The following is a 26,327-nucleotide window of genomic DNA, read 5'->3' as shown; positions in this document are numbered from 1 at the left end:
TATTTGTTCCTTTCCTTAGATAAGTCCTGAAATATCAAGAACTTCTGGTTGTTGTGCAGCGTGGTTGTGTTCAGAACCAACGAATACTTTCAATTTCATCCCTTGAGCGCGTCCAAGAGTGTTGTGTGGAAGCATTCCTTTAACTGATTTTTCAATCAAACGAACTGCATTTTTAGAACGAAGTTCACCAGCAGTGATGGATTTCAATCCACCTGGGTACATTGAGTGAGTGTAGTAAACTTTATCAGTTGCTTTTTTACCAGTCAATTTCACTTTTTCAGCATTGATAACGATCACAAAGTCACCTGTATCGGTGTGTGGTGTAAATGTTGGTTTGTTTTTTCCACGAAGAACGCTTGCTACAACTGCTGAAAGGCGTCCAAGAGGCACATCAGTAGCGTCAACTACATACCATTTGCGTTCAACTTCACCTGGCTTAGCCATGTATGTTGTTTTGTTCATGATTTCTCCTAATATGAATATCGTTTTTGTTTACAGGGCGGATGTTCCGGTCCGCAAGTTATTTGAAGGGTTCCGGGGCCTTTCAAATGGGGTAAACAATACCGCTTACCATTATATCAAAAGAAAAGAGATAAAGTCAAGACTTACTACTCTCTTTTTTGTGATTTTTTCTGTGAGGGACATTTCTGAAAGTTCTAAAATGAAGTTAGCCAGTTGAAGGTATGAAAAAACAACTTGATAAGGTAGACTTGTCGTTGACCAAAACACAACCAAAATATACAGGTATCGAACATTACCTATGTATACAGAAGATTAGCTTTCAGTCTTCACCTTCCACTGTTCCCAATAATATTTGCCGAGGTGGCTAAAGAGAAAACTTCCCCAGAGTAGAATTTGGATCCATTTTATAAAGGGATCAGAGGGAAGGACGAGCCAGAGTAAGACCAGGAGGCCATTTCCTAAAACCTCGTGCCAAACGGATCTCGGAGGTTCGCTAGCAGGACGATAGGCTCCAACCCAGATGCAGTAATTCTCAACGACGGCACCACCGATACAGGCGATACTAACGAGGGTCTCGCGATAGGAAAGCAGGTCGTCAAAGACCGCAAAGCCAAGCATTAGGGAGATCATTACTAGCATAGCATAGCGATAGCCTGTTTCGCGTAGCGCCCGCTGTTCGGGGCTAAAATCCCTGACGAAATGGTTGGCTAAAAAGAGTAGAACCAAGGTTCCGACACTCAATACTAGAAATAAAAGATAGTCCATTTTTCTCTCCTCCTCATCTGTCATATCCAAGAATAGTTACTCATTAGCGAAGAATAGACTGGCCCATTCGGAAGTAGGTATGGCGTTTTCCTCTAACGGCTATGCTCAATGCCATGATATTTTCAGGATCTGGCATGCGGCCATACCCGCCGTCTCCGATGTGGTGAATATCTGCTCCCACGCGCTTATTGCTAAGGCCAAACTCACGAATGGTCTGACTGTCCGCACTTTCTTGGCTGGTTCCAATCGTTGACATGACCAAGGCGCCAGCCTCTTTGACCCGCTCCACAATCGGTGCTAGGATTTCTTCCCGCACACCAGGCACGGTCCCTACAGCTGGAATCAAGACCCCGTCTGCTCCTGCTGCTACAAACTCAAGTAAGGCCTCTTCATTGACCACCGCTTCTCCAAGACCAGCGCCGTGCATTTTCCCTGCGAAAATCAGACCTTTAAAATGCTGAGCCGCTAGGCGAATAGCCCCCTCAATCGCTGATAGAGACACTCCTGTTGAGGGATTGCCTGTCAGCATAATAAAATCGACACCGAGTTCATTGGCTCTTTCTAGGGTAGCTGGACTGACCTTGCGACCTGCGGACAGAAAGACTTGCTCATCCAAGACCTCTTTGGTTTCATCAACTGGCTCTAGGTTGATGCCGATAGGACGCCCTGTCAAGCGTTTCAGCTCTGCAATGGGATTGTCGCAGGCATAGAAATCCTGAATAAAACAGCTAAAAACGTCAAATTCATTGAGCACCAGCAAATCGCAGCCAAAGGCTGCCATCATCTCCGCATTGGTTACCCCAGCAATGAGAGGCGCTGCTGTAACGACCGTTTCTCCTAACAAAATCCGTCCCTCGCTGGCCTTGATACTCTGCTTGAAGTCGGACTTGGTCATGGTCTGTATGTCACTTGCGTAGGCTGATAATAATCGTTTCATTTTGTCCCCTTTTTAGAAAACGCTTCCTTTTATTCTATAAAAGAAAAGCGACTTATCGCTTCTCTTTTCCAATTGAGAGAATGGCCAAAGAACCTGTACCTGTATGGCTGGCAATAATGGGGCCTAGAGGCTCCATAATGACCTGCTCCACACGTGGGTCTTCTAGCAAGGTCGCACGCAACTGCTCTGCCGCTTCAATATCTCCTGTATAGGCAACCATGACGCAGGAATCGTCCAATTGCTCAAGGGTCAAGGATAGCATTTCCTTCACTCCCTTTTTCTTGCCTCGAAGTTTAGCGATGGAGACGAGTTTCCCGTCCTGATCGATGGAAATCAAGGGTTTGATATTGACCAGACCACCGATGAGAGCAGCCGCCTTAGACAGCCTGCCACCGCGCACCAAGTGCTGTAAATCATCGACCAAGAGATAGGTCCGCACACGGGGAATCAAGTCCTCGATGAGCGCCACCGTCTCCGCAAGGGACACACCTGCCTCCCGCGCTTGTGCAGCTTTTAAGACCAAGTAGCCCTCTCCCAAAGTGGCTGCCTTGGTATTGATAATCTCAATCACCGCTTCTGGATAGTCGTCAAGCACTATGTCACGCGCCATCACCGCACTTTGGTAGGTTCCTGAAAGAGCAGCTGAAAAGGCCAAATATAAGACTGCTTGTCCTTTCTGGGCATGTTCTCTAAATAAGGCTTCAAACTGTCCGACATTGACTTGGCTGGTCGTCGGTTGTCCACCCGCTAGCATTTTCTCTAACAGGGCATCACTGGTCAAGCGATGCTCACCAACCGTCTCATAAACAACGCCGTCTAGCTCCACAGTCAATCCCATGATTGTAAGGTCATATTGCTCTATCCACTCTACCGGCATGTCCGATGTGGAATCCGTTACTATTTTAAAATCAGCCATAGTTCTCCATTTCTAAGTTCGGGTACATTTTCCCAAAAACTTTACACTTTATTGCGAAAGACTTCATACATCAGTACAGCTGCGGCCACGCTAGCGTTTAAGCTCTGCACATGCCCCTTCATGGGAATGGTAATCATCTCATCTACCTGCTTTTTGATGTTGGCAGAAATCCCCTTGCCTTCATTGCCAATGATGAGGGCCAGTTTTCCTGCGGTATTCCACTTGTGGCTAGGGGTACCATTCATATCGGTTCCAAAAATCCAGAAACCTGAATCCTTTAACTTTTCCAAGGTCTGGCTTAGATTGGTCACACGGGCGATGGGCACATGGGCCACCGCACCTGTCGAGGTCTTGGCCACAACTGGTGTCACACCGACCGCACGGTGCTTAGGAATGATGATCCCTGCCACCTGGGTCGCATCTGCCGTCCGCAAAATCGAGCCAAAATTATGGGGATCCGTCAAGCCATCCAAAATCAAAATCAGCGGATTGTCTTCTTGCTCTGCCCTGTTTAAGATGTCAGCCAACTCTGCATAGGCAAAAGCAGATACCCGCAAGACAAATCCTTGATGGACAGCTCCCGAGGTCATCTCCGACAAACTCTTCTTTGATGTCCAGGAAATCGACACTTTTTTTTCAGCCGCAAGAGCCTTGATTTTCTCCACATTCTTTCCGCGTAAATCATCCTGCAGATAGAGCTTGTTGCCGACATTGGCCTCTAAACTCTCCACCACCGCATGCACGCCATACACGATATCATTTTCTTCTACTTGTTTCATAGTTTTATTATAACAGTTCCAATGACATTTGCCAATAAACTTTATCACTTGCTTTCAGACCTTTACTAGGGATTGAGACTATTTTCCGAAAATAAAAATCACTACCCTAGGATAGTGATTTTTATCTTATTCTTGAAGAATGCTACACACTGACTACTTGGCTTTTGCGAGTTCAGAGACATTTTGGTCATTGGCTAGGAGAGTAATCTGCTCTTTAAACATTTGGAAACGTCCATTCAATAAATGCTCTTGTAACTCTTTCCAAGACTGGAATTCACTGAGTCGATAGGGGAGAGCTGGATCCATCTTTTCAAAGAAATAGACTTTTCCGTCCTTTTCATAAGCCAAGCCAACGTGCATACTGACAACCGCGCCCTCTACGTTCTGCACCGCTGAAAGCAAGCGAAGTTTGTCGGAGAAGCGAAGCCCTGCTTCCTTCCAAGCCTTGGTCAAATCAGCCACAGACTTATAGCTTGGATTGTCATTAAATAAGAGGCTATATAGCTGACTTTCTGCCTCCGTAAAGCTCGCATCTTCCTTCTTCAAAGCCTGAAACTCTAGGTGTTCTGGAAGAGATTTCACCTTATCAGTATCATAGGTCAAGAGAGAGCGCAAGAGAAGAAAGGCTGTTTGGCGACAGTTCAAGTCTTTTGGAAAATGACTGAGTTTTTCCTTGTACTCTGCTTCTTCCATGGTAGTGGTAAAGGTGTTCGCATCTTGTCCAATCTTCATGGTTGTCCAGTCTTTAGCGACTTTTTCATAGGATTGATTTGCCTGGTGGTAGCTATCTATAAAGGGAGATAGGGCTTGCCAGTTCTCATTTGGAACGCCAAGTTCTTGTAAATCTTTCTGAAAATCTGCTGCACTTTTTTCTGTGACAACATTGTGGTAGCGGTAACGAGGTGTTGTTTCTTGTTTTGTCTCAGTTTTTGAGGTTGCCTGACAACCAACTAAGAAAACGGCACATAGAGCGACTAAGGGTTTGAATTTCAATCTCATATCTGTTCTTGCTCCTTTTGGGATTTTTCTCCTTTTATCATATCAAACAGGTCTCACCATCTCCTACGCTTCATCTGATTTTCGTCTGTATTTATAAGCATGAGAAGAGGAGCTTAATAGCAAGTTAAAACGGGCTAGAAGCAGCCCGTTTTTTCTACCTTAATAGTTGTTTTCAACCGATTAGAATACTTTTACAACCTTATGATACAGCAATCACAACTGCTTGATAAGGTGCTAAGGTCAGGCAATCATCTTTATCCAAGTCCAACACTTCTAGATTGTTCAAGAGGACTTCTTCTATTGGTTGTGAAAGCTGAAGCGTTTGAGCTTTGGCTTGGAAATTGGTCAGAACCTGCACACGTCTCTCCCCACGGCGTTCGTAGGCAATGACATTTTCGACCTCTTCAAATAGCGGATGAAAGGCACCATATCTCAAACTACTACCATAGGTGTCATGTCGGTACAAGCCTGTAAGGGCACGATAGTAATGCAAGACAGACTGAGGATTATTTTCCTGCTCCGCAACATTGATGGTGCGATTTGGCTGCTGACTCATCAACCAAGGCTTGACATCTGAAAAACCCAGATAGGTGTCGTCGGTCCATTGCATCGGTGTTCTAGCATTGTCACGGCTATATTTTCCAATCACAGCAAGCGCTTCTTCTTCAGACAGACCGTCCTTTAAGGCCACCTGATAACCGTTGATGGTACTAATATCATCATAATCTTCAATTGCCTCAAAATACTGATTTTCCATGCCAATTTCTTGCCCTTGGTAGATGAACGGGATCCCTTTACGCAAGAGGGCAATGGTCGCAAGGCACTTCTTGCTGGCTGTATCCACATCAGCGTGAGGAATAAAGTGCGATGCTCCACGCGCCTCATCGTGATTTTCAATAATCGTCGATAACACACCGATTTTGTCCGTCCGCTCATGCACTTGGAAAATGCTCTTTTTTATATCTTCTGCTGTTGGCTCGTCAAAATCATGCCAGCCATTGCCTTTTTGCCCTAAAATCGCCTGTTTGAAATCAAAGATAGAAGAGAAGACTCCATTTTCTCCGATGAAGAACTGCAATTCCTCCTCTGTTTCATCAAATACTTCCCCAACTGTGAAGGCATTGTATTTATCAAAGGTCTGCTCTGTTAATTCCCGCAGGAAAGGCTCAATCGGCTGAGCATTAGCAAGGGCAGCCTGAACCGCCACCAAACCATCTTCCTGATCAGCGGGAAGAGAGGTCCAAGACAAGTCTTTTTTGATATTGATAATGGCATCAATCCGAAAACCTGCAATCCCTTTTTTCAACCACCAGTTGATCATGTCGTAGATTTCTTGGCGCAGGCGAGGATTTTGCCAGTTCAAGTCTGGCTGTGCCTTGTGGAAGGAATGGAGGTAGTACTTAGTTGAATTGGGTACCTTTTCCCAAACGCTGCCACCAAAGTAGCTCCGCCAGTTACTCGGCTCCGTATCGCTTTCGATAAAGTAAAAATAGTCAGCGTATTCCCCATCGGGATCAGCCAAGGCTTTTTGAAACCACTCATGCTGGTCTGAGCAGTGATTGACCACCAAGTCCATGATGATAGATATCCCACGTGCTTTGGCTTCAGCAATCAGCTCGTCCATATCCTCCATGGTCCCAAAAATCGGATCAATCGCATAGTAATCCGCAATATCATACCCCTGATCTACAAAGGGGCTCTTGTAGACTGGAGATAGCCACAAAATCTCAATGCCCAAGTCCTTGAGATAGTCCAACTTCTGCGTAATCCCCTTTAAATCACCGATGCCGTCATGATTGCTATCATTGAAACTCTTCGGATAGATTTGATAGGCAATCTTCCCTTTCCACCAATCTTTTTCCATGTTCATCCTCTTTCTATATTCTAATGTCTACGTTTGTATCACGATTCCTTATAAAAAACTCATTTCAAACCTACCCTATCACTATCGCCTGATAAGGATTTAAGGAAAGAAGCCCTTGCGTATATTGAATATTTTTGTAATTATTCATCAGTATCTGAGTAGCTGCATCGTATTCATAGTCAATAGTTAAGGACTGATTTGTGAAATTACAGATAACCGTCACTTCTTTGTCTCCCAATTGACGCTTATATGCGAAACAGCCTTTGACTTCCTTAAATAACTGTAGTGTTCGACCGTATACAAAGACATCCTCATATTCTATATTTCGTCTTACTTTTATGAGTCGTTTGTAAAAGTTCAATAACGAATCTGCGTCCTGTTCTTGTTTTTCATAGTTAATATCAACGTAGTTAGGATTTACCTCAAACCAAGGTTCTCCCTCTGTAAAACCAGCATTCTGATCTGTGGACCATTGAAACGGAGTCCGGCTATTTTCCCTATTTTCGATGTTAATTTGTGACAATGCTTCTTCAGGACTTTTTCCACGCAGTAGATATTCTTGGTATTTATTATGTGTTGCTAAATCAATATATTCAGAAATACTGTTTTTTGGGTAGTCTTGCATTCCGATTTCTTGTCCTTGGTAGACTACAGGAATGCCTCTCAAAAAGAAATAGTGCACCGCCAGCAAGGATTTACTATAAAAATGAATCTCTTCTTTTGGAATCAGTCTCTCTGGTGATCTTGGCAGGTCATGATTTTCAATAAAATTAGTAAAAAAGACCTTGTTATGCGCCAAAGTTTGTTTTTCAAAGGCTCTTTCTTTTAATTTTTCAACTAGTTCTACTGGCCTATCTTTAAATTCTTCTGATTGAACATTATAAATAGTATGGTAAAAATCAAAAATAGAGGAGAAATAACCGTTATCTCCAAAAAACTCTACCCAATCATTCGGATTAGGTACATCCATTTCAGCAATTGTCAAAATGTCTTGACCCGCAAATGCTTGATCTCTCATCTCTGCCAAGAACTGTTCGATTCCTTTGGCATTTCGATAATGTTCAAAGTCTTCAGCTAAACCATCTGGACCATCTGCTTCTTTCATAGCAGCATCAAAGACTTTTTTGATATGAGCAATGGCATCAATCCTAAAACCTGCAACCCCCTTATTTAGCCAAAATTGTATGATATGATACAATTCCTTGCGAAGTTTAGGATTTTCCCAATTTAAGTCTGGTTGATCAACAGTAAACAAGTGAAGGTAATACTTATTGGTCCCCTCTATTCTTTCCCAAGCACTTCCACCAAACATTGAACGCCAGTTATTAGGAGGAAGATTTCCATTCCCCTCACGAATCATGTAATAATCTGCATAAGGGCTATCTAAATCTGCTAACGCCTTTTGAAACCACTCATGTTTGACTGAAGTATGATTGATGACTAAATCTAACAGAATACGAATGTCATACTTTTTAGCCTCCGTGATAAGATTCTCAAAATCCTCGTCACTTCCAAAACTAGGATCAATGTGATAATAGTCAGAAATGTCATACCCATGATCTTTCATTGGAGATTGATTGATTGGACTAAGCCATATAACAGAAATGCCTAGTTCTTTTAAATACGGTAAGCGCGAAATAATTCCCTTTATATCTCCTATGCCATCTCCATTACTGTCTTGAAAACTTTTAGGATAAATTTGATATCCAACTGCACTATGCCACCATTTTTTCATCCTTTAACAGCTCCTCCTGTAATTCCTTCAACATAATATTTTTGTAAATAGATAAACAAGACCGTGATCGGGACTGCAATGAGTACACAACCTGCCGTAAATGCCATAAACAAATAATCTGCATTGTCCCTTGTCATCATCGAGTATAGACCAATTGCTACTGTATAGTGATCGACTTTATCTCCCATAATAATTTTTGCAAAGATGAAGTCCATCCACGGAGAGATAAAGGCTTGTAAAGCCGTATACACAATGATTGGTTTTGACAAGGGTATCGTTATACGAGTAAAGATATGAAACTTAGAGGCACCGTCAATCATCGCTGATTCATCCAATGATAATGGTATTGTATCAAAGAACCCCTTTGCTATGTAAAAAGCCAAGGCAGCACCAGAGGAATATACTAGAACTAAGGCAAATAGACTTTGGGTGAGATTTAACGCTTTCAATAAATAATAGATTGCAATCATACTCATAAAGCCAGGAAACATATTTAATACTAAAGCTAGCTTCAAAAACTTTTCCCGTAATTTAAATCGTAATCTCGATAGGCTATAAGCCATCGAAACGGTAATCAAAGTGCTTAAGATACAAGATGCAATCGAAACAATCAAGGTATTAGTGAACCACCTGACAAACGGATAGCTACTATTATTCGAAAACAAAAACTGATAATGCTTTAAGGTAAATGACTTAGGTAAAATGTACGATACAAACTGCCCGCCTTCTGATCGAAACGATGTCAATACAATCCAGAAAATAGGAAATGTCCATAGAGCTGCTGTCATTAATAATAAAACGTTGCTCAGCCAACCTGATTTTTTACTCTTCATATTATCCCCCTTGACGTTGATAGGCATTTACTTTGTTGTAAGCAATAAGAGAAACAACCGCACTTAGTACGAAAATAATGATTCCTATTACAGACGCTAAATTATAATCTGCTACTTCTACAGTCAACTTATATAACCACGTAACCAGTAAATCCGTCTCTCCTGCACCATAAAAATCACTATTCAAAGGTCCTCCGCCTGTCAATAGATAAATCACATTAAAATTGTTAATATTTCCGATAAATTGCTGAATGAGACTAGGAGCCATAACAAATAGAATTTGCGGAAATGTGATGTACCTAAAAATCTGAAATTTACTAGCACCATCTATTGTTGCCGCTTCTAGTTGTTCTGTTGGTAAATTGATAATAATCCCTGTCGAAACCAGCATAGTTGCCGGAATTCCAACCCACATATTAATAAGGATAACAAATATTTTAGCCATTACGGCATCTGTTAAAAATGGAATTGGAGCAGAAATCAAGTGTAGATTCATTAAATAGGCATTAATTGGGCCAGATGCATGGAACATATTTTGCATAATCAATAAAGAAATGAATTGAGGAACTGCCATGGTCAAGACAAATAAGGTTCTGTAAACTTTTTTGCCTTTAATATTTTTAGAATTAATCCAAATGGCCAGCAAGACCCCAAAAAAGAAACTCGTTACTGTTGCAAAAAAAGCCCAAATTAGTGTCCAAGTAAATACTGGAAAGAATGTATTGGAAATACGTCCATTCAAAATACTTCCAAAATTGCTAATCCCAACCCAATCAAATAGGCTCTTTGGAGGTAAATGATTATGATCAAAGTTGGTAAAAGCTAATAGAATCATGTAAAACAGAGGAATGACTGTAAAAATAAGAATTCCAAGTATCGGAAATCCCATTAATGTTACATGGAATTTTTCATTTAGTAGGGACGCTAATTCTTCTTTAATATTTGGAATATGCTCTTGATGAACTCTTTTGAAATATAATTCCTGGGCTTCTTTGATGTTTCTAATATATATCACAAAAAAGATTCCCAACAAAACAAGTGTTGCAATACCGTAAATGAGGAAAAGCATCGAATTATCACCAGCCACTTTTACATTAATCCCTAGCTCTTCATCAAACTTCCAGCCTTGTGTCTCTGTTCCTAATGTAACAAGACCTATCATCGCTGGTATCCCTCTTGTAATGAACCAATAAACAAAAAAGACTTGAGTAACTATATACAGCAACCCTTTAACAAATTGTCGATTATGCAAATGAGCCGACCCCATAACTAAAAAAGACAACTTTTCTCCTATTGTTGCATTCCTTAGAAAGTTAGTCCATTTAGGATTTATCTTTACTCTCTTCATTTCCCCATCCTCAACCTATCCTCATTGATAAATACAACTATCTCACAAGGCGCACGTGGTATCAGTGAACTTTGTGAGATAGACTGTCTCCCACTATATGATTTTCGTATTATTTCGCAACGACTGACGTATCTTTCACTAATTGATCTAGTTTAGACTTCATATCAGATTCTGACAAATTTCCTTTATAAGCATCACTTATCGTTGCTAAAGACGCTGGCCAAAATGTGACCATTTCTGGAATTTTAGGCATTAATACAGAATTCTCTGGTAGAGAGGTTGTCACCACAACACTAGCCATTGGGTCTGCTAAAACTTCTTTAGAATGTTGCAGAGATAGATTGCTTGGAATTGTACCCAAATCGTTAAATGTTTTTTTCTGCGCTTCTGTACTAGAAAGGAAATTTGCTAATGCCATTGCTTCTAGTGGGTGAGCTGTGCTTGCGTTCACACTGTATAACTTAACCCCTAAGAATGGTTTCATTTGTTTCTCTCCATTTCCGAAATTAGTTTTCGGATATTGGGCTACAGCGAAACGGTCGCCGAGGATCTCTTTAATATTCTTGTATCCCCATGGCCCTGACACTACTGCAGCAATTTTCCCTTCTTCCAACTGACTTAATAAATCAGCATTTGCCTGAACCACATTATCATTCTTGCCTTGGGCTGCAATCCATTTTAAAACATTTACACCCTGTTCTGTATTGAAAGTTGTACCGCTTGGATCCTCTCCATCTTCTCCATACAAATAACAATCATTTGATACAAAGAGAGGAGCTAAGAAATAAGCAGCGCCATCTTCTTCAAAATTACCACCAAATTTAGCTTTCGCTGTTAACGTTTCAAATGTTTGAATATCATTTTCAGTTAGTTTTGTTTTATCATAATACAGCATGAGAGACTCTACGCCATATGGGTAACCATACATTTTTCCTTTATAGGTGGCTGCTTGAACAGCTAATTCTGTATTCTCTTCAGAGATTCTATCTGCATACTTAGTATTTTCATAAACAACTCCTGCTTCAACTAGTTGACCTAATTGATCATGAGGCATGCTAAAGACATCGGCTGCTGCTTCTGGATCTTTTTTTATATTTTCTTGGGCTTTACCTGTGTCAGATTCCACCACTTCAATCGTATATTTAATGTTATTTTCTTCTTTATATTGATCCACTAATTTTGAATAAAATTCAGCAGAACCTGGATCAACCCAAAGTTTCAGATTCAGACTATCTTTTGAATCTGACATGCTTGTTTCCTTAGAGCCACAAGCAAACAACATAGTGCTGGCAACAACTGTTGCCGCTAACAAGGTGATTTTCTTCATCTTAAACTCCTTTTCATTGTTGAAGATTTTCTCACATCTTCTACGGTATCTCTGTAAGCGTTTTATCTTGAATACATTATATGATAACGATTTCATTATGTCAATCGTTTTCATATAATTTTTTTAAAAAAATATCCGACCAACAACCTTAGGTTGAAGATCGGATAATCAACTCTGCTCTTAAAGGCGCAGGCATTTCAAATTCCTGATTTTCGAGATGAGATAGCAATGCTAGAGTGGCTTGACGCCCCATTTCATCAATCGGCTGACGGATAGTCGTGAGCTTGGGCGTTAATAAGCTGGCAATTGGTTGATCGTCAAAGCCCATTACAGCCATGTCCTGCGGAATGTTCCAACCATGTAAGATTGCTTCATCTACAAAGCCTGCAGCCACTTCATCACTATTTGCAAATAAGGCATCTGGCCTTTCTGTTAAAGCAGACACCATATGGAAAAGTTCCCGTCCTTGCTGAATGGTCTTCACATTTTTAAAGAAAAAATTCTGATTAAACTCCTGATGTTGACGGAGATGGGCTGCCATAAATCCTTTAAAGCGATTATCCGTTGGATGTAGCGTCTCCCCACCCAGACAAAAAGCGATTTTTTGATAACCCCGTTCAAATAAATGGAGGGTTGCTTCTTCTGAAATCTTCGCTTCATCAATCTGAACAATTGGTAAATCCTGATGAATCAAGCTCCGATTACAGAGAACAATCTCCCCTTTTCTTACCATTTCACAGACTTCTTCTGTATTCGTCTCTAGGGAAGTAGAAATCAAGCCGTCCAGCTGCTTTTTTTTGAGCATGTTAATGAACAACTCTTCTCTCTTTATGTCTTGCAAGGTCTGTAAAACGATTAAATGGTACCCCATTTCGGTAGCCGTTTTCTCGATACTAGCAACAAGATAAGAGAAAAAGGGATTCGTGATATAAGACACAATTACTCCAATCAATTTTGTCCCTTTTCCACGTAACTGCTGGGCACCACTATTGGGAAAATAGCTCAACTCCTCCATCGCTTTCTGAATTCGTTTTTTTGTCTTGTCTGATACATAGGGATGATTGTTCATCATTCGAGACACTGTCGTAACAGATACTTTTGCTTTTTTTGCAACATCTTCAATACTTGCCATCATTAGCTCCTGCACTCTATAGTATAAAACGCTTTCTTTTAAGTATATCACAAAAACTTAAAAATGGCATTCCACCTTTTCAATCCATGTTGAAACGACATTTCCTACCACACTCCCCCAACATTCTTTGGAATTAGCGTAAAAAAATCCTCAAACAAATCCTTCAAATAACCATCCAATATATGCTACAATGATACTATATTATTGTTTCATGCTGAAACTTCCATTTAGGAGATATTCATGCCCTTACTTCATCGAACTATTAAGCTGGTGCTGGCGACCTGTGTCGCGATTGCCTTGGCTGATTCTATCCATCTATCCTACGCTACGTCCGCAGGAATTATTGCAATTTTAAGTGTCTTGGACACGAGACGTGCGTCACTTAAGACGGCCTGGGCTAGGCTCTGGTCAACGGTGCTGGCTCTTGCGATTGCAGCTCTTGCCTTCTCGCTGTTTGGCTTTCATCTGTTGACTCTAGGGCTCTACCTCTGCCTCTATGTCCCGCTTGCTTACAAGGCCAATCTGACTGCTGGTATCGCTCCCTGTACTGTCCTTGTGACCCACCTGTTCCTCGAAAAATCGACCTCGTTTGCCCTCTTAGGTCAGGAACTGGCCCTCTTTCTCATCGGGGCGGGCATTGCGCTGATTGCCAATCTCTACATGCCCTCGCAAGATAGGCAAATCCAAGGCTACCATGAAGAGGTGGAGCAAGGACTCAAAGCTATCCTGTTGCGCTTTCAGGAATTTTTACTGACGGGAGATGGCCGCAACGAGGCGCAGCTGATTACCCAACTGGATCAAACGCTCCAAGCAGCCCTTGACATCGTCTACCTTGATCGCCATAATCAGGTCTTTCACCAGACCAACTATCAGGTCCATTACTTTGAAATGCGGCTGGCTCAAAATAAAATCTTGCGCACCATGGCCAACAATATCAATACATTTTCACTCGAAAGCCGAGAAGCCGTTATCTTAGCCAGTCTCTTTGAACGAACAGCCCTGCAATTAAGCAGACAAAATCCTGGCCACGAACTCCTCGAAGACATCGAACTCTTTCACCAGACCTTCCGCGAGCGTCCACTTCCGCAAACGCGGGAAGAATTTGAGGCACGGGCAACGCTTTTCCAACTCCTCCATGATATGGAACGTTTTATTCAGCTAAAAGTTGATTTTTATGAGCAGTACGCAGATGAAAACTAGCACAAAAACTCCCTACCAAACGGCAGGGAGTTTTGCTATCATTTCCAAAGAATAGAGGGTATCTTTACTCTATCAACCGTCAACCTTGAGCAGTTTTCTAGAGTTTGACGAGTGTTAGACAATCGCTTTGCTTGTCGCATCATCAAAGAAGTGTGCCTTGTTCAAGTTGAAGGCAAGACGGACTTTTTCACCTGGTTTGTGGAAATCACGCGCATCTACACGAGAAACAAACTCGGTTGAGCCAACACGGCTATACAGCATAGACTCTGCACCTAGCAACTCTGAAACCACAACTTCTGCAGTCACGATGCTTTCTGGATAAGCATCCAATTCCAATTGAGACGCTTTGATGTCTTCTGGACGGATACCGAGGGTGAAGGTTTTGCCTTCATATCCTTTTTCTTCCAAGTGTTTTCTACGACCTTCTGGCAAGCGAAGAGAGAAGTTATCCCCGTCTGACAAGACACCGTCTTTAAGAGTGACACTAAAGAAGTTCATGGCTGGGCTTCCGATAAAGCTTGCGACGAATTTATTCACAGGAGCGTTGTACAATTCTTCTGGTGTACCGATTTGCTCAATCCGTCCAATCGTACCTGTACCTGCCTCATTTTTAGTAGCACTCATGATAACGATACGGTCCGCAAGTGTCATCGCTTCTGTTTGGTCATGGGTTACGTAGATGGTTGTTGCCCCGATACGGCGGTGGATTTTCGCAATCTCTGTACGCATGGATACACGAAGTTTCGCATCCAAGTTTGATAAAGGCTCGTCCATCAAGAATACTTTTGCATCACGGACAATGGCACGCCCCATGGCAACACGTTGGCGTTGTCCACCTGACAAGTCAGCAGGTTTGCGTTGCAAGAACTCTGTCAGACCAAGAATGCTTGCGGCTTCTTCGACACGTTTTTTGATTTCATCCTTGCTGTATTTGCGCAATTTCAAGCCGAAGGCCATGTTGTCAAATACGGTCATGTGTGGGTAAAGGGCATAGTTCTGGAAGACCATGGCAATATCACGATCTTTTGGTGCCACATCGTTCATCAAGACATCATCGATGTAGGCTTCCCCTTCTGTAATATCTTCAAGACCTGCAATCATACGAAGCGTGGTGGATTTACCACATCCTGAAGGACCAACGAAGACGATGAATTCCTTGTCCTTGATGTCTAGATTGAAATCCTCAACAGAGTAATGCTCGCTGTTTGGATATTTTTTGTAGATATTTTTTAGATTTAATTGAACCATGTTCAAACCTCGCTTTCTTTTACTCTTTTAGTATACATGAAAGCGTTTTATTTTTCCCTGTCAGGGTGAACAAAAAGAAAAAGGCATTTTGTACAAGTTGCACAAAAGCCATTTTTTACTCAACTATCCTACCCCTCGTCCAATACAATCTGGTAACAAACGGCCAAATCTGTCAAATTGCGGAGCTGCAAGCCGCTGACATCGAGCCATTTTTCGAGGCGGTATTGGAGGGTATTGCGGTGCACGTAGAGGCGTTGCGCTGCCTTGGTCACTACTGCTGCTTCCTCCCACAGGGCAAGAATACTATCTGCCAACTGGTCTTGCTGGTGAATCATCTGCGCCAGCTGCTGCCGTAGGGGATAAAGCGCTAGTTCCTGACCTTGTCCCCAAAGAAAGGCTTGAGCAAAGGAAAGTACACGGGAGGATTGAAACCGCTCCTGCCAAGCAAGAAATAGGCGATGCTCTGCTTGAAAAATTCCCGCCCAATCCTCGTCTGCTACCAGCGACCAGATTTGACCGACTAGCATGGTCAGCTTCAAGCCAAAGTCAAATTCCATAGCAGACAGGGTATCGGCTAGCACTTCCTGAATTGGAATAAAGGTGCTTTGATTAAGGACAAAAATCGTATCATAGGCTGTCACCTGAAAATCAGCCACACGGTTCGGAAGTAAAGAGCGCATGACCTCCAGCCAAGCCTGTAATTCTTCTTTCTCATCGACAGCCGACAAGGAATGATGGATATGAATCCACTGCAGAGTGCTGATTTTTTGAGGTATTTCTCCCGTTTTTTTGACCAGAAATCGGTACCAAGGATGGCTGGCATAAGCCTCATCATCTGCAGATAAGGATAGCAAATAGCGTTCTCGCTCTGTCAATTCGTCTTTAGCTACCTGCAACCATTGCCCATTAGCCAAGGGAAAAAGCAAGTCCTGAAACTTGTGAATAGGGGTATCCACTAGTTTTCCATTGGGAAACAAGGTGAAAGCCTGCTGAACAGTTAGCGGTTGAACCTCTTGGTTCTCAAAAGGGAATCGTTCCACTTGCACGGACCTCCTATCCATTTTCAATACACCAGTTAATGACGTCCTCGAGCCGTTCGATTTGCTCTGTCATGTGAAGATAACCAAGCACCGCTTCAAAGCCTGTAGACATGCGATAGGTCACAACATCCGCATTTTTTGCCTTGGTATGGCTGTTGGTATTGCGCCCACGTTTGTAGATGTCAACTTCTTTTTCGCTTAGAAAATCCTCTTCCAACATCTTGGAGATGAGGGCGGCCTGAGCCTTGGCAGAAACATAGCGATTGGCCTCACGGTGCAATTGATTGGGCTTGGTCAAGCCCTTAAAAATCAAGTGCCTGCGAATATACATGGAATAGACCGCATCGCCCTCAAAAGCAAGGGCAATGCCGTTGATGAGTGTCACATCAATCACGTGTCCACCTCACTCCGTCCTTGGTATCAAGGAGCTTGATACCCTGCGCTGCCAATTGATCCCGAATGCTATCAGCCCGTGCAAAGTCTTTTGCTGCCCGCGCTGCTTGGCGTTCTGCTATTAAGGCTTCAATCTCGCTATCTAGCACCTCTTCTTCAAAGACAATCCCAAAGACTGCTAGCATTTTTTCAAACGCCGCTTTGATGGCCGCATTGTAATGTCCCGAATTCATCCACTTGGCAAATTCAAAGACTACGGTAATCCCATTTGCCGTGTTGAAATCCTCGTCCATCGCTTGGCAGAATTTGCTTTCAAACTCCGCTAGGCGCTCCATGTCCACATTGTCAGTAAAGGGTTGCTCGTAGGTATTTTTCAAATACTTGAGATTGACGGCTGCGTCTGCCACTCCTTTTTCAGTAAAGTTAATCGGCTTTCTGTAATGCTGGGTCGCAAAGAAGAAACGCAAGACCTGACCGTCAACCGTCTCAAGGGCATCGTGCACGGTGATAAAGTTGCCGAGGGACTTGGACATCTTAACATTGTCAATATTGACAAAACCATTGTGCATCCAGTAGTTGGCAAAAGTTTTCCCCGTTTTTGCTTCAGACTGGGCAATTTCATTGGTATGGTGAGGAAATTCAAGGTCCGCACCGCCTCCATGAATGTCAATGGTATCACCTAAGATTTCTGTCACCATGACCGAACACTCAATGTGCCAGCCCGGACGACCCGCACCCCAAGGACTGTCCCAGAAAATTTCCCCTGCTTTGGCTGCTTTCCACAGGGCAAAATCGACAGGATTTTCCTTGCGAGCCGTCTCCTCATCTGTCCGACCGCTGGCTCCAAGAACCAAGTCTTCCAAGGTCTTGTTGGCCAAGGCCGCATAGTTTTCAGACTTCTCCACTCGGAAATAAACATCGCCTGCTGACTCATAGGCATAGCCTTTTGCTATCAATTCCTCGATAAAGGCCACAATTTCATCCATGAAGTGCATGACCCGAGGATGCTTGCTGGCTGGTTTGACCCCTAGTTTTTCCACATCTGCGCTAAAAGCCGCAATGTATTTTTCAGCGATTTCTTGCGGAGTAACGCCCTCTTCCTTGGCACGGTTGATAATCTTGTCATCCACATCAGTAAAATTAGAAATGTAGGTTACCTCAAAACCGCGGTACTCAAAATAGCGCCGAATGGTATCAAAGGCCACGGTTGAACGGGCATTTCCGACATGGATATAATTATAAACGGTCGGTCCACAGACATACATCTTGACCTTGCCAGCCTCCAAAGGCACAAACTCGCGGAGACTTCGTGTCATGGTATCGTAAATCGTAATCATAGTAACAGTAGGACGTGCTATCGGCAACACCGCTATCACGCCCCTTCCTTTCTAATGGAAATCATCTGTCCGCACCCTGCGAACCCTTTCTGTGTGAGAAGCTAAAGCAAGAACATTAGCCTCTCTTGTAAGCCCTATACATCCGAAAACAGCCAAACGAGCGCAAAAAATCCTTATCTTTCATCTCGCAACTCCTTTGCAATCGTAAAGGCAATCTCAAAAAAAGTCAGAGGATGAAGCACACGCTCAGAGCTCCTTCTATCCCACTCCTCATTCTGATAATCCACATAGTCTGCCGTATAGAAAAATTGATAGACCTTGGCATCTCGAAAACGACTCCAAGCCATGATGCTCGCCGCCTCCATCTCGACAACCTCAGCACCACTTGCCATCCGCCGCTTAATCTTAGCTGCCGTCTCACGGTAAAAAGCATCTGTCGTCCATGTCTTGGTTCGAATATGCTCAATCTGGTGCTTATCGAGGATTTTTTCCATGGTGAATAGCAGAGCTGGCTCATAGCTGATTTCATCGCTCGGTGGAGCGTAGTGGTAGCTGGTTCCCTCATCACGTAGAGCTGCGCTAGGTAAAATCAACTTGTCCGCCGCAATGCTCTTATCTAAAACACCGCAGGTTCCAAAGATGATGAAATTTTCAAACCCTCTCGCTTTATATTCTTCCAGCTGACCAACCGCCATAGGAGCTCCGATGATAAGAAGGGCAACCGCTACCTTGTAGCCATCTTTTTCGTAGATATACCAAGGATGGCGACCGTTGAGGCTCTTTAAGGCACCGCCCTCATGAACCCCTTCCATCTGCTTGATTTGCTCAAGCACTTCTCCCGCAAAGGTCAGAATGATGGTCGGACAAATCTCCTCTTGGTTTTCTGTTTTCACCATCTTTGGCTCAATGACAGCGCGAACAGATTCAAATTCTTCTAAGAGCATGGCACCCTCCTTTGCTTACAACTTGGCAGAATAATAGCTGGCTTCTCTTGCTTCTTGCAAGGGACGAATCGCTTGTTCGTCTTTTTTCCCATGAATGCGGACAATTTTTGCAGGCATGCCAACGACCGTTACATCTGCTGGAACATCTGAAAGGACCACCGCTGCTGCTCCGACCTTGGCATTTTCTCCAATTTCAATCGGGCCAATAATTTGCGAATGAGCAGAAATGAGGGCCCCTTTGCGAACTGTCGGATGGCGTTTGCCACAATCCTTTCCTGTCCCTCCCAGAGTGACCCCATGATAGAGCATGACGCCTGACTCAATTTCAGCCGTCTCTCCAATGACCAAGCCTGCCCCGTGGTCAATAAAAACCCCACTTGCAATCTGTGCCCCTGGATGAATCTCAATTTGGGTCCAAAAGCGCCAAAATTGACTGTGCATACGCGCCAGCAATTTAAAGCCATGGCGCCATAAAAAATGAGATAAGCGGTGCGCAGCCAAGGCCTTGACCCCTGGATAAGTTAAAATGACCTCCAGCGTGGAACGTGCCGCTGGATCTTTTTCTTTTACAATTTCAATGGTGTCTTTCCACCAACCCATTTTTTCTCCTTTATTGTGGATAAGACAAGTTCTAAAGAACTTGTCTTACTCTACTTTCTACTTTTCAACCTTGTGGAACTTAAATTCCCCAAAGTTGCTGTTTTCTTTCTTTTCTCTTGGACGGCGTGGGCGGTCTGATTTTTCTCTCGGTTCAGCTTGCTCTACTTTTTCAGGACGAGGAAGCAATACTTTCATCGACGCATCCACGCGGCCTTTTTCATCAATCTTGATGACTTTGACATCCACTTCATCACCAATTTGAACCAAATCTTCTACTCGGTTGACACGAGTCCAAGCCATTTCAGAGACATGGACAAGGGCATCGGTCTTATCAAACAAATTGACAAAGGCACCAAATTTCTCAATCCGCACAACCTTAGCACGGTAAACTTCATCAACCTTGGCTTCACGTACCAAACCTGCGATGATTTCTTTGGCACGGTTGATGGCATCGCGATCGCTTGAGTAGATGGCTACATTTCCCTCTTCATCAATGTCAATCTTCACACCTGTTTCTGCGATAATCTTATCAATGGTCTCGCCACCCTTACCGATGACAATCTTGATCTTATCCACATCAATCTTGATGGTATCAATCTTCGGTGCAGTCGGTGCCAGATCTGGACGAACAGCTGGAATGGCTTCTTCAATGACATCCAAGATTTCAAAGCGAGCTTTCTTGGCTTGGGCAAGGGCTTCTTGCAGGATTTCAGCCGTGATTCCCTCAATCTTAATATCCATTTGCAGGGCGGTAATTCCATCACGGGTACCAGCCACCTTAAAGTCCATATCGCCGAAATGATCCTCAAGACCTTGAATATCGGTCAAGACTGTGTAGTTGGTTCCATCTGAAATCAAGCCCATGGCAATTCCTGCTACAGGCGCCTTGATTGGCACACCACCAGCCATCAGGGCAAGCGTTCCCGCACAGATAGAGGCTTGAGAAGATGAACCGTTGGACTCGAGCACTTCTGCTACCAGACGAATGGCATACGGAAACTCTTCTAGACTTGGCAAGACTTGGGCAAGAGCACGTTCACCGAGGGCTCCGTGACCAATCTCACGACGACCTGGAGCACCGTAGCGTCCTGTTTCTCCGACTGAATATTGAGGGAAGTTGTAGTGATGCAAGAAGCGTTTTTTGTACTCGGGGTCTAAGCCGTCCACGATTTGTGTTTCACCCATTGGTGCCAAGGTCAAGACAGACAAGGCTTGGGTTTGACCGCGGGTAAAGAGACCTGACCCATGCACGCGTGGCAAGAAGTCCACACCTGCTTCGAGCGGACGGATTTCATCTACCCGGCGGCCGTCAGGACGAATCTTATCTTCTGTAATCAAGCGGCGCACTTCTGCGTGCTCCATTTGCTCAAGAATTTCCGCCACATCGCGCATAATGCGGTCAAACTCTTCATGGTCTGCGTATTTTTCTTCGTAGGCAGCCGTTACCTGCTCTTTAACAGCATTGGTTGCGGCTTCACGAGCTAATTTTTCTTCTACCTGAACCGCTTTTTGCAAATCGCTGTTGTAGGCTGCAATGATTTCTGCCTGCAAGGCTTGGTCCACATGGAGCAATTCGACTTCCGCTTTTTCCTTGCCGACTTGAGCTACGATTTCTTCTTGGAAAGCAATCAATTCTTTTACTGCTTCGTGCCCTTTCAAGAGGGCTTCCAGCATGATGTCTTCTGATAATTCTTTGGCACCAGACTCTACCATGTTGATGGCATCTTTGGTTCCAGCCACGGTTAATTCAAGCAAGGAATGTTCTGCCTGTTCTTGGCTTGGATTGATGATAAACTCACCGTCCACATAACCGACTTGGACACCAGCGATTGGGCCGTTAAACGGAATGTCTGAAATGGATAGAGCAAGTGAGCTACCAAACATGGCTGCCATCGGCGCGCTCGCATTTTCATCATAAGACAAGACGGTGTTAATCACCTGCACTTCGTTGCGGAAGCCTTCGGCAAACATTGGGCGAATCGGACGGTCAATCAGACGAGCCGTCAAGGTTGCATCTGTTGACGGACGACCCTCACGCTTGTTAAAACCACCCGGGAATTTCCCAGCAGCATACATCTTTTCTTCATAGTTGACTTGAAGCGGGAAGAAATCCCCTGTTGCCATTTTTTTCGACATGACAGCCGCTGTCAGGACTGTGCTTTCTCCGTAGCGGACAACGACGCTACCGTTTGCTTGTTTTGCGACCTGACCGACCTCAACAACGAGCGGACGACCTGCAAAAGTCATTTCAAATGTTTGTTTGACCATTTGTATCTCCTAAATGTGATAATATTCTCCAGAACATCAAAAGTAGACCTACCAGCCCGATTCTTTTGACTTCCAAGAGGATGACGTGTTTTCTACAAAGCTCAACCTAGGACAGTCCCCAGACTCAACTTTGCACAAAACCACGTATCTTGTTTATTTTATCATATTTTAGCCGAAAAACAAAAGAAGGAAAAATAAATTTAAAAAGAAAAATCCCTCCCAGTCGGGAGGGATTGGATTTCACCAAATTAACGACGAAGTCCTAATGAATGAATCAATTCGCGGTAACGGTTAACGTCTGTCTTACGCAAGTAAGCCAACAAGTTACGACGGCGACCGATTTTCTTCATCAATCCACGGTAAGTTGCGTGGTCTTTTTTGTGTTGTTTGATGTGCTCGTTCAAGTGGTTGATTTCCCAAGTAAGCACTGCTACTTGTACTTCAACTGAACCAGTATCACCTTCATGACGAGCGTATTGCGCCATGATTTCATTTTTTTTCTCTTTTGAGATTGCCATGAGTATTTCTCCTTTGTATTTGAGCCACATCCGAGTAACAGGTTGGCAACCTGTGACCAAGAAAGGCTAATTCTTGTCCTTTGGACTTCATTATTCTATCAATCTTTGCTGACTTTGTCAACTAAAATGAGGCTATTTCTGCGCTTCTCTCGGCAAGATTAGGTTGAGAATGATGCCCACAATCGCGCTTAGCGCTGTTCCTGAAAGAGTGATAGCCCCGATGCTCAAGACCGCACCACCAAGTCCTAAGACCAACATGGAGCTTGCGATGATGAGGTTACGCACCTGCCCAAAATCCACACGGCTTTCAATCAAGACTTTCAAACCGTTGCTGGCAATGACACCGTAAAGCAAGATGGACATGCCTCCCAATACCGCGCTTGGAATGGTAGAGATGAGGGCTGTGAATTTACCAAGGAAGCTAAAGGCAATAGCAATCAGAGCTGCATTGCGAATCACAGACACCGATGCGATACGGGTCATGCCGATAACCCCTGTATTTTCACCGTAAGTCGTATTGGCAGGACCACCGATGAAGGCAGACACCGCAGTCGCTACCCCATCCCCAATCAAGGTTCGGTTCAAGCCTGGATCTTTCAAGAATGGGCGGCCACAGATTTGGCTTAAAACGGTATGGTCTCCGATATGCTCTGCTACGGTCACGACCGCAATCGGTAAAATGGCAAGCATTTCTGGTCCAAAGTAGAGTTTGTATTGCTCAAAGACACCCGTCTTAAATGGCAAGTAAAAGCGTGGCAATTCAAGCCAAGGAGCGTCAACAACAGGTGCAAAATCAACCAAGCCTAGGAGCAAGGCCACCACATAACCACCGATAATGGCAATCAGAAATGGCACAATCTTCACGAAGCCTTTCCCCTTGGTATTGACGAAGGCTGCAATCAAGAAGGTTGCAATTGCTGCAACGACATTGCGCCAGTCACCGTCTGCTACAAAACCTGCGTTGGTCACCGCTGAATTTGCCAAACCAAGACCGATGACGATAATCATTGGCCCGATGACAATCGGTGGCAACAAGGTATCAATCCACTTGGTCCCAATCACCTTGACCACACTTGCAATCAAGACATAAATCAAACCGACAAACAGGATACCTGTCTGGGCAGCCGACACATCACCATTCATTTCCTGAATCGCAAGCGCCATGGCAGAAATGTAGGCAAATGATGATCCGAGATAAACCGGCACCCTGCATTGGGTTGCTACTTGATAAATCAAGGTTCCCACACCCGAGGCAAAGAGGGCAACCGATACGGGCATTCCCAAAATCAAGGGTACCAAAATCGTTGCACCAAACATGGCAAAGACGTGCTGGAAACTTAGCAAAATACCTTGCCCAAATGATGGTTTTTCATCCACATCGAGCAGTAAACGAACAGATTCTTTCATAATCCTCCTTCTGGGCACACAAAAAGGCCCATATAACAATCATAGTCATAGGCCTTCGTTAATCCGTATTTGTCTTTCTCACCTCACGGGATGAGTTTAAAAACCTATGCTTGTACTAGTCTACCACAAAATGTTTGATTTGGCTAGTTGTTTTATGAAAGAACGCATTTGGTTGAGGTTAGAGTTCCACCCCGAATATGGCTAACAACTCTAATTCACGAGCATTCAGTCTGCGGTAGGCTCCTAGGGCGAGTGCTGTGTCCAAGACCAAGGGTCCCATGCTAAGGCGCTGTAGGTCTGTCACTTGCTTACCGCAGGCCGCAACCATCCGTTTGACTTGGTGAAATTTTCCTTCCGCAATGCGAATCTGCACGCGCGAGGTCTGCTCTTTTTCATCTGTTGCTAGAATGTCCAAGTCAGCAGGCTGGCAGGTGAAGTCTTTCAGCTCGATTCCTTGAGCAAAGCAACTGACATCTTCTTGCGTCATAATCCCTGCAACCTCAGCCTGATAGAGCTTTTCCACATGCTTTTTAGGCGACAACATCTCATGAGCCAACGCTCCATTATTGGTCAAGAGCAGCAGCCCATGCGTGTCAATGTCGAGGCGCCCAACAGGAAAAACTTCTTTTTGTCTAGCTGTTTCATCTAGCAAATCCAAGACCGTCCGGTGCTTGGAATCTTCGGTCGCTGAAATCACACCTTTAGGCTTGTTTAACAGATAGTAGACAAATTTCTCATAGGTCAAGACCTGACCTTGGTAGGCAACCTCATCTTGCTCTTCATTGATGTGGCGCTTGGCAGATTTTTCCACCACTTGATTGACACTCACCTGACCTGCCTTGAGGATTTTTTTGACCTCTGTACGTGAACCGACTCCGCAGGCCACCAAAAATTTATCCAAGCGCATCTGATTTCCTCCTATTGATTGTCATAACGGCGAGCAAGGCAAAGCCGACACAGCTCACTGCAAACAGACTGAAACTAACACTGTAAGGTTCTCCTAAAAATCCCATTCCTTTTAAGACGTAGGGAGATAAGGCTCCACCCAGATTACAGCCCACAAGAACGATGGCTGTTGCATGGTTGAGAAGGGGTGCAGGCATTTCTTCTGCTAACTGATGAAAGACTGCTGTCATCAGGACACTATTGACAAAACCTGCTCCTAGCGCAGCAAGAGCAAGAAGAACGAGCTGTGATGAAAGGGCAATTCCTAGAGTTGACAGAGCTAGAGCGAGATAGGAGAGGGCGAGCAAGCGCGAGCCATATTTTCGCAAAAGAGGAGCAAAAGCAAGTCCTGATAGAATGCCCACCAGCTGATAGAGGCTGAGGACCAAACTAGCAGACGATGGCGTTCCCAAACCGCCTTCTGTTACAATCAAGGGCACTCGCAGACTAATACAGGAGCTAATGCAGACATTCCAACCTGCAAAGAGGGCCAACTTCACAGCCTGCAGGCGTAAGGGAGGACTCAAGCGCTCCTCGGACGTAAGCGCCTTGGGAAGCTCCCGTGATTGTTTTGGGACAAAAAAGAGATACAAGAGCAAAATCACCAAGCCAAAACCATAGATGGCAAAGGCGTAAGGCCAGCTGATGGTAATCAATTGGCCGACCAACATGGTCAAAAAGGCAGAGCCAACCACTTCGGACGAGCCTCGAAAACCGAGCATTTGGACCCGCTCTGCTCCCTCGTAGCGCTCACTAATCATGGAAATCGCCTTGGCATTGATCATGCCGATTCCTAGCCCAAAGCACATCCGTGATAGAAAGACCAACCAATACTCCTGCACAAAAAGGGGCAACATACCAGCCAGACTCATCATTAAAAGCCCTGTGACAATCATCTGATGCTCATTGAACCATCGGTTGAGCGGGCGATTCGCCAGCAAAATCAGCAGGACAAAAAAGGACGGGGTCGAAATCAGCACCTCTACCTGCTCTGCTGGGTAATTCTTAAAATGTTCCAACATCAAGGGTAGGGCTGATGAGACAGAAAAAGCGGAGACCAGCATGGACGAGAGCGCAAGGACACTCATCTTTTCAAGAAAGTTTTTCACAATCTTTCCTCATTTTCTTTGGATATTTCTGAAAATGCCAGCAGATACGCGTACAATACGACAACCAGATTTTCATTCCTATAGTCGTTTCATCGTGATTGAGCACTAGGCAAGACGCATGAACGACGCCATCCATTAACACGCAACGACCATATTACCAGTATAGCAAATTCTTCCTCATCTCGCACTCTCCTTTTCTTCTCTTTCGTTTCGTGCTATAC

Annotated in this window: 24 protein-coding genes; 1 reads left to right on the top strand and 23 read right to left on the bottom strand. The window is 44.0% G+C overall.

Annotated elements, in window-relative coordinates; translation table 11 throughout:
• Window positions 1-15: 15 nt before the first annotated feature.
• The 12 genes from rplM to BU202_RS06820 form a co-directional block, all read right to left on the bottom strand.
• Window positions 16-462: a 50S ribosomal protein L13 gene (gene rplM, locus BU202_RS06875; RefSeq protein WP_067086679.1), complete on the bottom strand. Its 447-nt coding sequence runs from the start codon at window positions 460-462 to the stop codon at window positions 16-18.
• 312 nt (window positions 463-774) lie between these two features.
• On the bottom strand, window positions 775-1,227 hold the full coding sequence (locus BU202_RS06870) for a hypothetical protein (RefSeq protein ID WP_075105054.1): 453 nt from the start codon (window positions 1,225-1,227) through the stop codon (window positions 775-777).
• A gap of 43 nt (window positions 1,228-1,270) precedes the next feature.
• Window positions 1,271-2,164, bottom strand: a complete 894-nt coding sequence (locus BU202_RS06865; protein ID WP_075105053.1) for a DUF7916 family protein — start codon at window positions 2,162-2,164, stop codon at window positions 1,271-1,273.
• Between the two features lie 52 nt (window positions 2,165-2,216).
• Window positions 2,217-3,080, bottom strand: a complete 864-nt coding sequence (locus tag BU202_RS06860; RefSeq protein ID WP_075105052.1) for a DegV family protein — start codon at window positions 3,078-3,080, stop codon at window positions 2,217-2,219.
• Between the two features lie 41 nt (window positions 3,081-3,121).
• Window positions 3,122-3,859: a 23S rRNA (guanosine(2251)-2'-O)-methyltransferase RlmB gene (gene rlmB / locus BU202_RS06855; RefSeq protein WP_075105051.1), complete on the bottom strand. Its 738-nt coding sequence runs from the start codon at window positions 3,857-3,859 to the stop codon at window positions 3,122-3,124.
• A 153-nt stretch (window positions 3,860-4,012) separates the two neighbouring features.
• Window positions 4,013-4,858, bottom strand: coding sequence for a DUF4300 family protein (locus BU202_RS06850; protein WP_075105050.1), 846 nt, complete (start codon window positions 4,856-4,858; stop codon window positions 4,013-4,015).
• 199 nt (window positions 4,859-5,057) lie between these two features.
• Window positions 5,058-6,722: a glycoside hydrolase family 13 protein gene (locus tag BU202_RS06845; RefSeq protein WP_075105049.1), complete on the bottom strand. Its 1,665-nt coding sequence runs from the start codon at window positions 6,720-6,722 to the stop codon at window positions 5,058-5,060.
• A gap of 70 nt (window positions 6,723-6,792) precedes the next feature.
• Window positions 6,793-8,457 (bottom strand): alpha-glucosidase, encoded by a 1,665-nt coding sequence (locus BU202_RS06840; protein WP_075105048.1) that lies wholly within the window; start codon window positions 8,455-8,457, stop codon window positions 6,793-6,795.
• Window positions 8,454-9,290, bottom strand: coding sequence for a sugar ABC transporter permease (locus BU202_RS06835; RefSeq protein WP_083605772.1), 837 nt, complete (start codon window positions 9,288-9,290; stop codon window positions 8,454-8,456). The genes BU202_RS06840 and BU202_RS06835 overlap by 4 nt, the downstream gene beginning before the upstream one ends.
• A 1-nt stretch (window position 9,291) precedes the next feature.
• On the bottom strand, window positions 9,292-10,638 hold the full coding sequence (locus BU202_RS06830; protein ID WP_075105046.1) for a carbohydrate ABC transporter permease: 1,347 nt from the start codon (window positions 10,636-10,638) through the stop codon (window positions 9,292-9,294).
• Between the two features lie 109 nt (window positions 10,639-10,747).
• Window positions 10,748-11,965: an extracellular solute-binding protein gene (locus BU202_RS06825; protein ID WP_075105045.1), complete on the bottom strand. Its 1,218-nt coding sequence runs from the start codon at window positions 11,963-11,965 to the stop codon at window positions 10,748-10,750.
• A 148-nt stretch (window positions 11,966-12,113) separates the two neighbouring features.
• Complete coding sequence (locus BU202_RS06820) at window positions 12,114-13,097, bottom strand: LacI family DNA-binding transcriptional regulator (protein ID WP_075105044.1); 984 nt, start codon at window positions 13,095-13,097, stop codon at window positions 12,114-12,116.
• A 240-nt stretch (window positions 13,098-13,337) separates the two neighbouring features.
• Here BU202_RS06820 and BU202_RS06815 point away from each other — a divergent pair, with 240 nt between their 5' ends.
• Complete coding sequence (locus BU202_RS06815) at window positions 13,338-14,297, top strand: aromatic acid exporter family protein (protein ID WP_075105043.1); 960 nt, start codon at window positions 13,338-13,340, stop codon at window positions 14,295-14,297.
• Between the two features lie 114 nt (window positions 14,298-14,411).
• Here the strand turns inward: BU202_RS06815 and BU202_RS06810 are convergent, their stop codons facing one another.
• The 11 genes from BU202_RS06810 to BU202_RS06760 all read right to left on the bottom strand — a co-directional run bounded on the left by BU202_RS06810 (window position 14,412) and on the right by BU202_RS06760 (window position 26,106).
• Window positions 14,412-15,545 carry an ABC transporter ATP-binding protein gene (locus BU202_RS06810; RefSeq protein WP_075105042.1) on the bottom strand — a complete coding sequence of 378 codons (1,134 nt, stop codon included), beginning with the start codon at window positions 15,543-15,545 and terminating at the stop codon, window positions 14,412-14,414.
• Window positions 15,546-15,673: 128 nt separating this feature from the next.
• Complete coding sequence (locus BU202_RS06805; protein WP_167364749.1) at window positions 15,674-16,591, bottom strand: helix-turn-helix domain-containing protein; 918 nt, start codon at window positions 16,589-16,591, stop codon at window positions 15,674-15,676.
• Between the two features lie 7 nt (window positions 16,592-16,598).
• The gene (locus BU202_RS06800; protein ID WP_075105041.1) at window positions 16,599-16,979 is read right to left on the bottom strand and encodes a Mini-ribonuclease 3; all 381 of its coding nucleotides are present in this window, start codon (window positions 16,977-16,979) and stop codon (window positions 16,599-16,601) included.
• Window positions 16,972-18,315, bottom strand: coding sequence for a cysteine--tRNA ligase (cysS, locus tag BU202_RS06795; RefSeq protein WP_075105082.1), 1,344 nt, complete (start codon window positions 18,313-18,315; stop codon window positions 16,972-16,974). Before cysS ends, BU202_RS06800 begins: the two co-directional genes overlap by 8 nt.
• Before the next feature lie 173 nt (window positions 18,316-18,488).
• Window positions 18,489-19,259, bottom strand: a complete 771-nt coding sequence (locus tag BU202_RS06790) for a nucleoside phosphorylase (protein WP_075105040.1) — start codon at window positions 19,257-19,259, stop codon at window positions 18,489-18,491.
• 15 nt (window positions 19,260-19,274) lie between these two features.
• Window positions 19,275-19,859 carry a serine O-acetyltransferase gene (gene cysE, locus BU202_RS06785; protein WP_075105039.1) on the bottom strand — a complete coding sequence of 195 codons (585 nt, stop codon included), beginning with the start codon at window positions 19,857-19,859 and terminating at the stop codon, window positions 19,275-19,277.
• A 57-nt stretch (window positions 19,860-19,916) separates the two neighbouring features.
• Entirely contained in the window at window positions 19,917-22,127 is a 2,211-nt protein-coding gene (gene pnp, locus BU202_RS06780; RefSeq protein WP_075105038.1) for a polyribonucleotide nucleotidyltransferase, read from the bottom strand.
• Window positions 22,128-22,375: 248 nt separating this feature from the next.
• Complete coding sequence (gene rpsO / locus BU202_RS06775; protein WP_075105037.1) at window positions 22,376-22,645, bottom strand: 30S ribosomal protein S15; 270 nt, start codon at window positions 22,643-22,645, stop codon at window positions 22,376-22,378.
• A 132-nt stretch (window positions 22,646-22,777) separates the two neighbouring features.
• Window positions 22,778-24,052 (bottom strand): uracil-xanthine permease family protein, encoded by a 1,275-nt coding sequence (locus tag BU202_RS06770; protein ID WP_075105036.1) that lies wholly within the window; start codon window positions 24,050-24,052, stop codon window positions 22,778-22,780.
• Between the two features lie 178 nt (window positions 24,053-24,230).
• Window positions 24,231-24,959: a pseudouridine synthase gene (locus tag BU202_RS06765; protein WP_075105035.1), complete on the bottom strand. Its 729-nt coding sequence runs from the start codon at window positions 24,957-24,959 to the stop codon at window positions 24,231-24,233.
• On the bottom strand, window positions 24,946-26,106 hold the full coding sequence (locus tag BU202_RS06760; protein ID WP_083605770.1) for an MFS transporter: 1,161 nt from the start codon (window positions 26,104-26,106) through the stop codon (window positions 24,946-24,948). The genes BU202_RS06765 and BU202_RS06760 overlap by 14 nt, the downstream gene beginning before the upstream one ends.
• Between the last annotated feature and the right edge of the window lie 221 nt (window positions 26,107-26,327).

Origin of the sequence: Streptococcus cuniculi, assembly GCF_001921845.1 — a bacterium.
Classification (GTDB): domain Bacteria; phylum Bacillota; class Bacilli; order Lactobacillales; family Streptococcaceae; genus Streptococcus; species Streptococcus cuniculi.
The sequence above is the reverse complement of the archived record's forward strand: the minus strand, read 5'-3'. Positions and strand labels throughout refer to the sequence as shown.

Bases quoted from the DNA above. Each gene is read 5' to 3' on its own strand.
- rpsO (WP_075105037.1), bottom strand. From the start codon at position 22,645: ATGGCAATCTCAAAAGAGAAAAAAAATGAAATCATGGCGCAATACGCT.
- rplM (WP_067086679.1), bottom strand. From the start codon at position 462: ATGAACAAAACAACATACATGGCTAAGCCAGGTGAAGTTGAACGCAAA.
- BU202_RS06840 (WP_075105048.1), bottom strand. From the start codon at position 8,457: ATGAAAAAATGGTGGCATAGTGCAGTTGGATATCAAATTTATCCTAAA.
- BU202_RS06770 (WP_075105036.1), bottom strand. From the start codon at position 24,052: ATGAAAGAATCTGTTCGTTTACTGCTCGATGTGGATGAAAAACCATCA.
- BU202_RS06790 (WP_075105040.1), bottom strand. From the start codon at position 19,259: ATGCTCTTAGAAGAATTTGAATCTGTTCGCGCTGTCATTGAGCCAAAG.
- BU202_RS06870 (WP_075105054.1), bottom strand. From the start codon at position 1,227: ATGGACTATCTTTTATTTCTAGTATTGAGTGTCGGAACCTTGGTTCTA.
- BU202_RS06820 (WP_075105044.1), bottom strand. From the start codon at position 13,097: ATGGCAAGTATTGAAGATGTTGCAAAAAAAGCAAAAGTATCTGTTACG.
- BU202_RS06865 (WP_075105053.1), bottom strand. From the start codon at position 2,164: ATGAAACGATTATTATCAGCCTACGCAAGTGACATACAGACCATGACC.
- BU202_RS06765 (WP_075105035.1), bottom strand. From the start codon at position 24,959: ATGCGCTTGGATAAATTTTTGGTGGCCTGCGGAGTCGGTTCACGTACA.
- BU202_RS06815 (WP_075105043.1), top strand. From the start codon at position 13,338: ATGCCCTTACTTCATCGAACTATTAAGCTGGTGCTGGCGACCTGTGTC.
- BU202_RS06830 (WP_075105046.1), bottom strand. From the start codon at position 10,638: ATGAAGAGAGTAAAGATAAATCCTAAATGGACTAACTTTCTAAGGAAT.
- cysE (WP_075105039.1), bottom strand. From the start codon at position 19,859: ATGGGTTGGTGGAAAGACACCATTGAAATTGTAAAAGAAAAAGATCCA.
- BU202_RS06825 (WP_075105045.1), bottom strand. From the start codon at position 11,965: ATGAAGAAAATCACCTTGTTAGCGGCAACAGTTGTTGCCAGCACTATG.
- rlmB (WP_075105051.1), bottom strand. From the start codon at position 3,859: ATGAAACAAGTAGAAGAAAATGATATCGTGTATGGCGTGCATGCGGTG.
- BU202_RS06835 (WP_083605772.1), bottom strand. From the start codon at position 9,290: ATGAAGAGTAAAAAATCAGGTTGGCTGAGCAACGTTTTATTATTAATG.
- pnp (WP_075105038.1), bottom strand. From the start codon at position 22,127: ATGGTCAAACAAACATTTGAAATGACTTTTGCAGGTCGTCCGCTCGTT.
- BU202_RS06810 (WP_075105042.1), bottom strand. From the start codon at position 15,545: ATGGTTCAATTAAATCTAAAAAATATCTACAAAAAATATCCAAACAGC.
- BU202_RS06850 (WP_075105050.1), bottom strand. From the start codon at position 4,858: ATGAGATTGAAATTCAAACCCTTAGTCGCTCTATGTGCCGTTTTCTTA.
- cysS (WP_075105082.1), bottom strand. From the start codon at position 18,315: ATGATTACGATTTACGATACCATGACACGAAGTCTCCGCGAGTTTGTG.
- BU202_RS06845 (WP_075105049.1), bottom strand. From the start codon at position 6,722: ATGGAAAAAGATTGGTGGAAAGGGAAGATTGCCTATCAAATCTATCCG.
- BU202_RS06860 (WP_075105052.1), bottom strand. From the start codon at position 3,080: ATGGCTGATTTTAAAATAGTAACGGATTCCACATCGGACATGCCGGTA.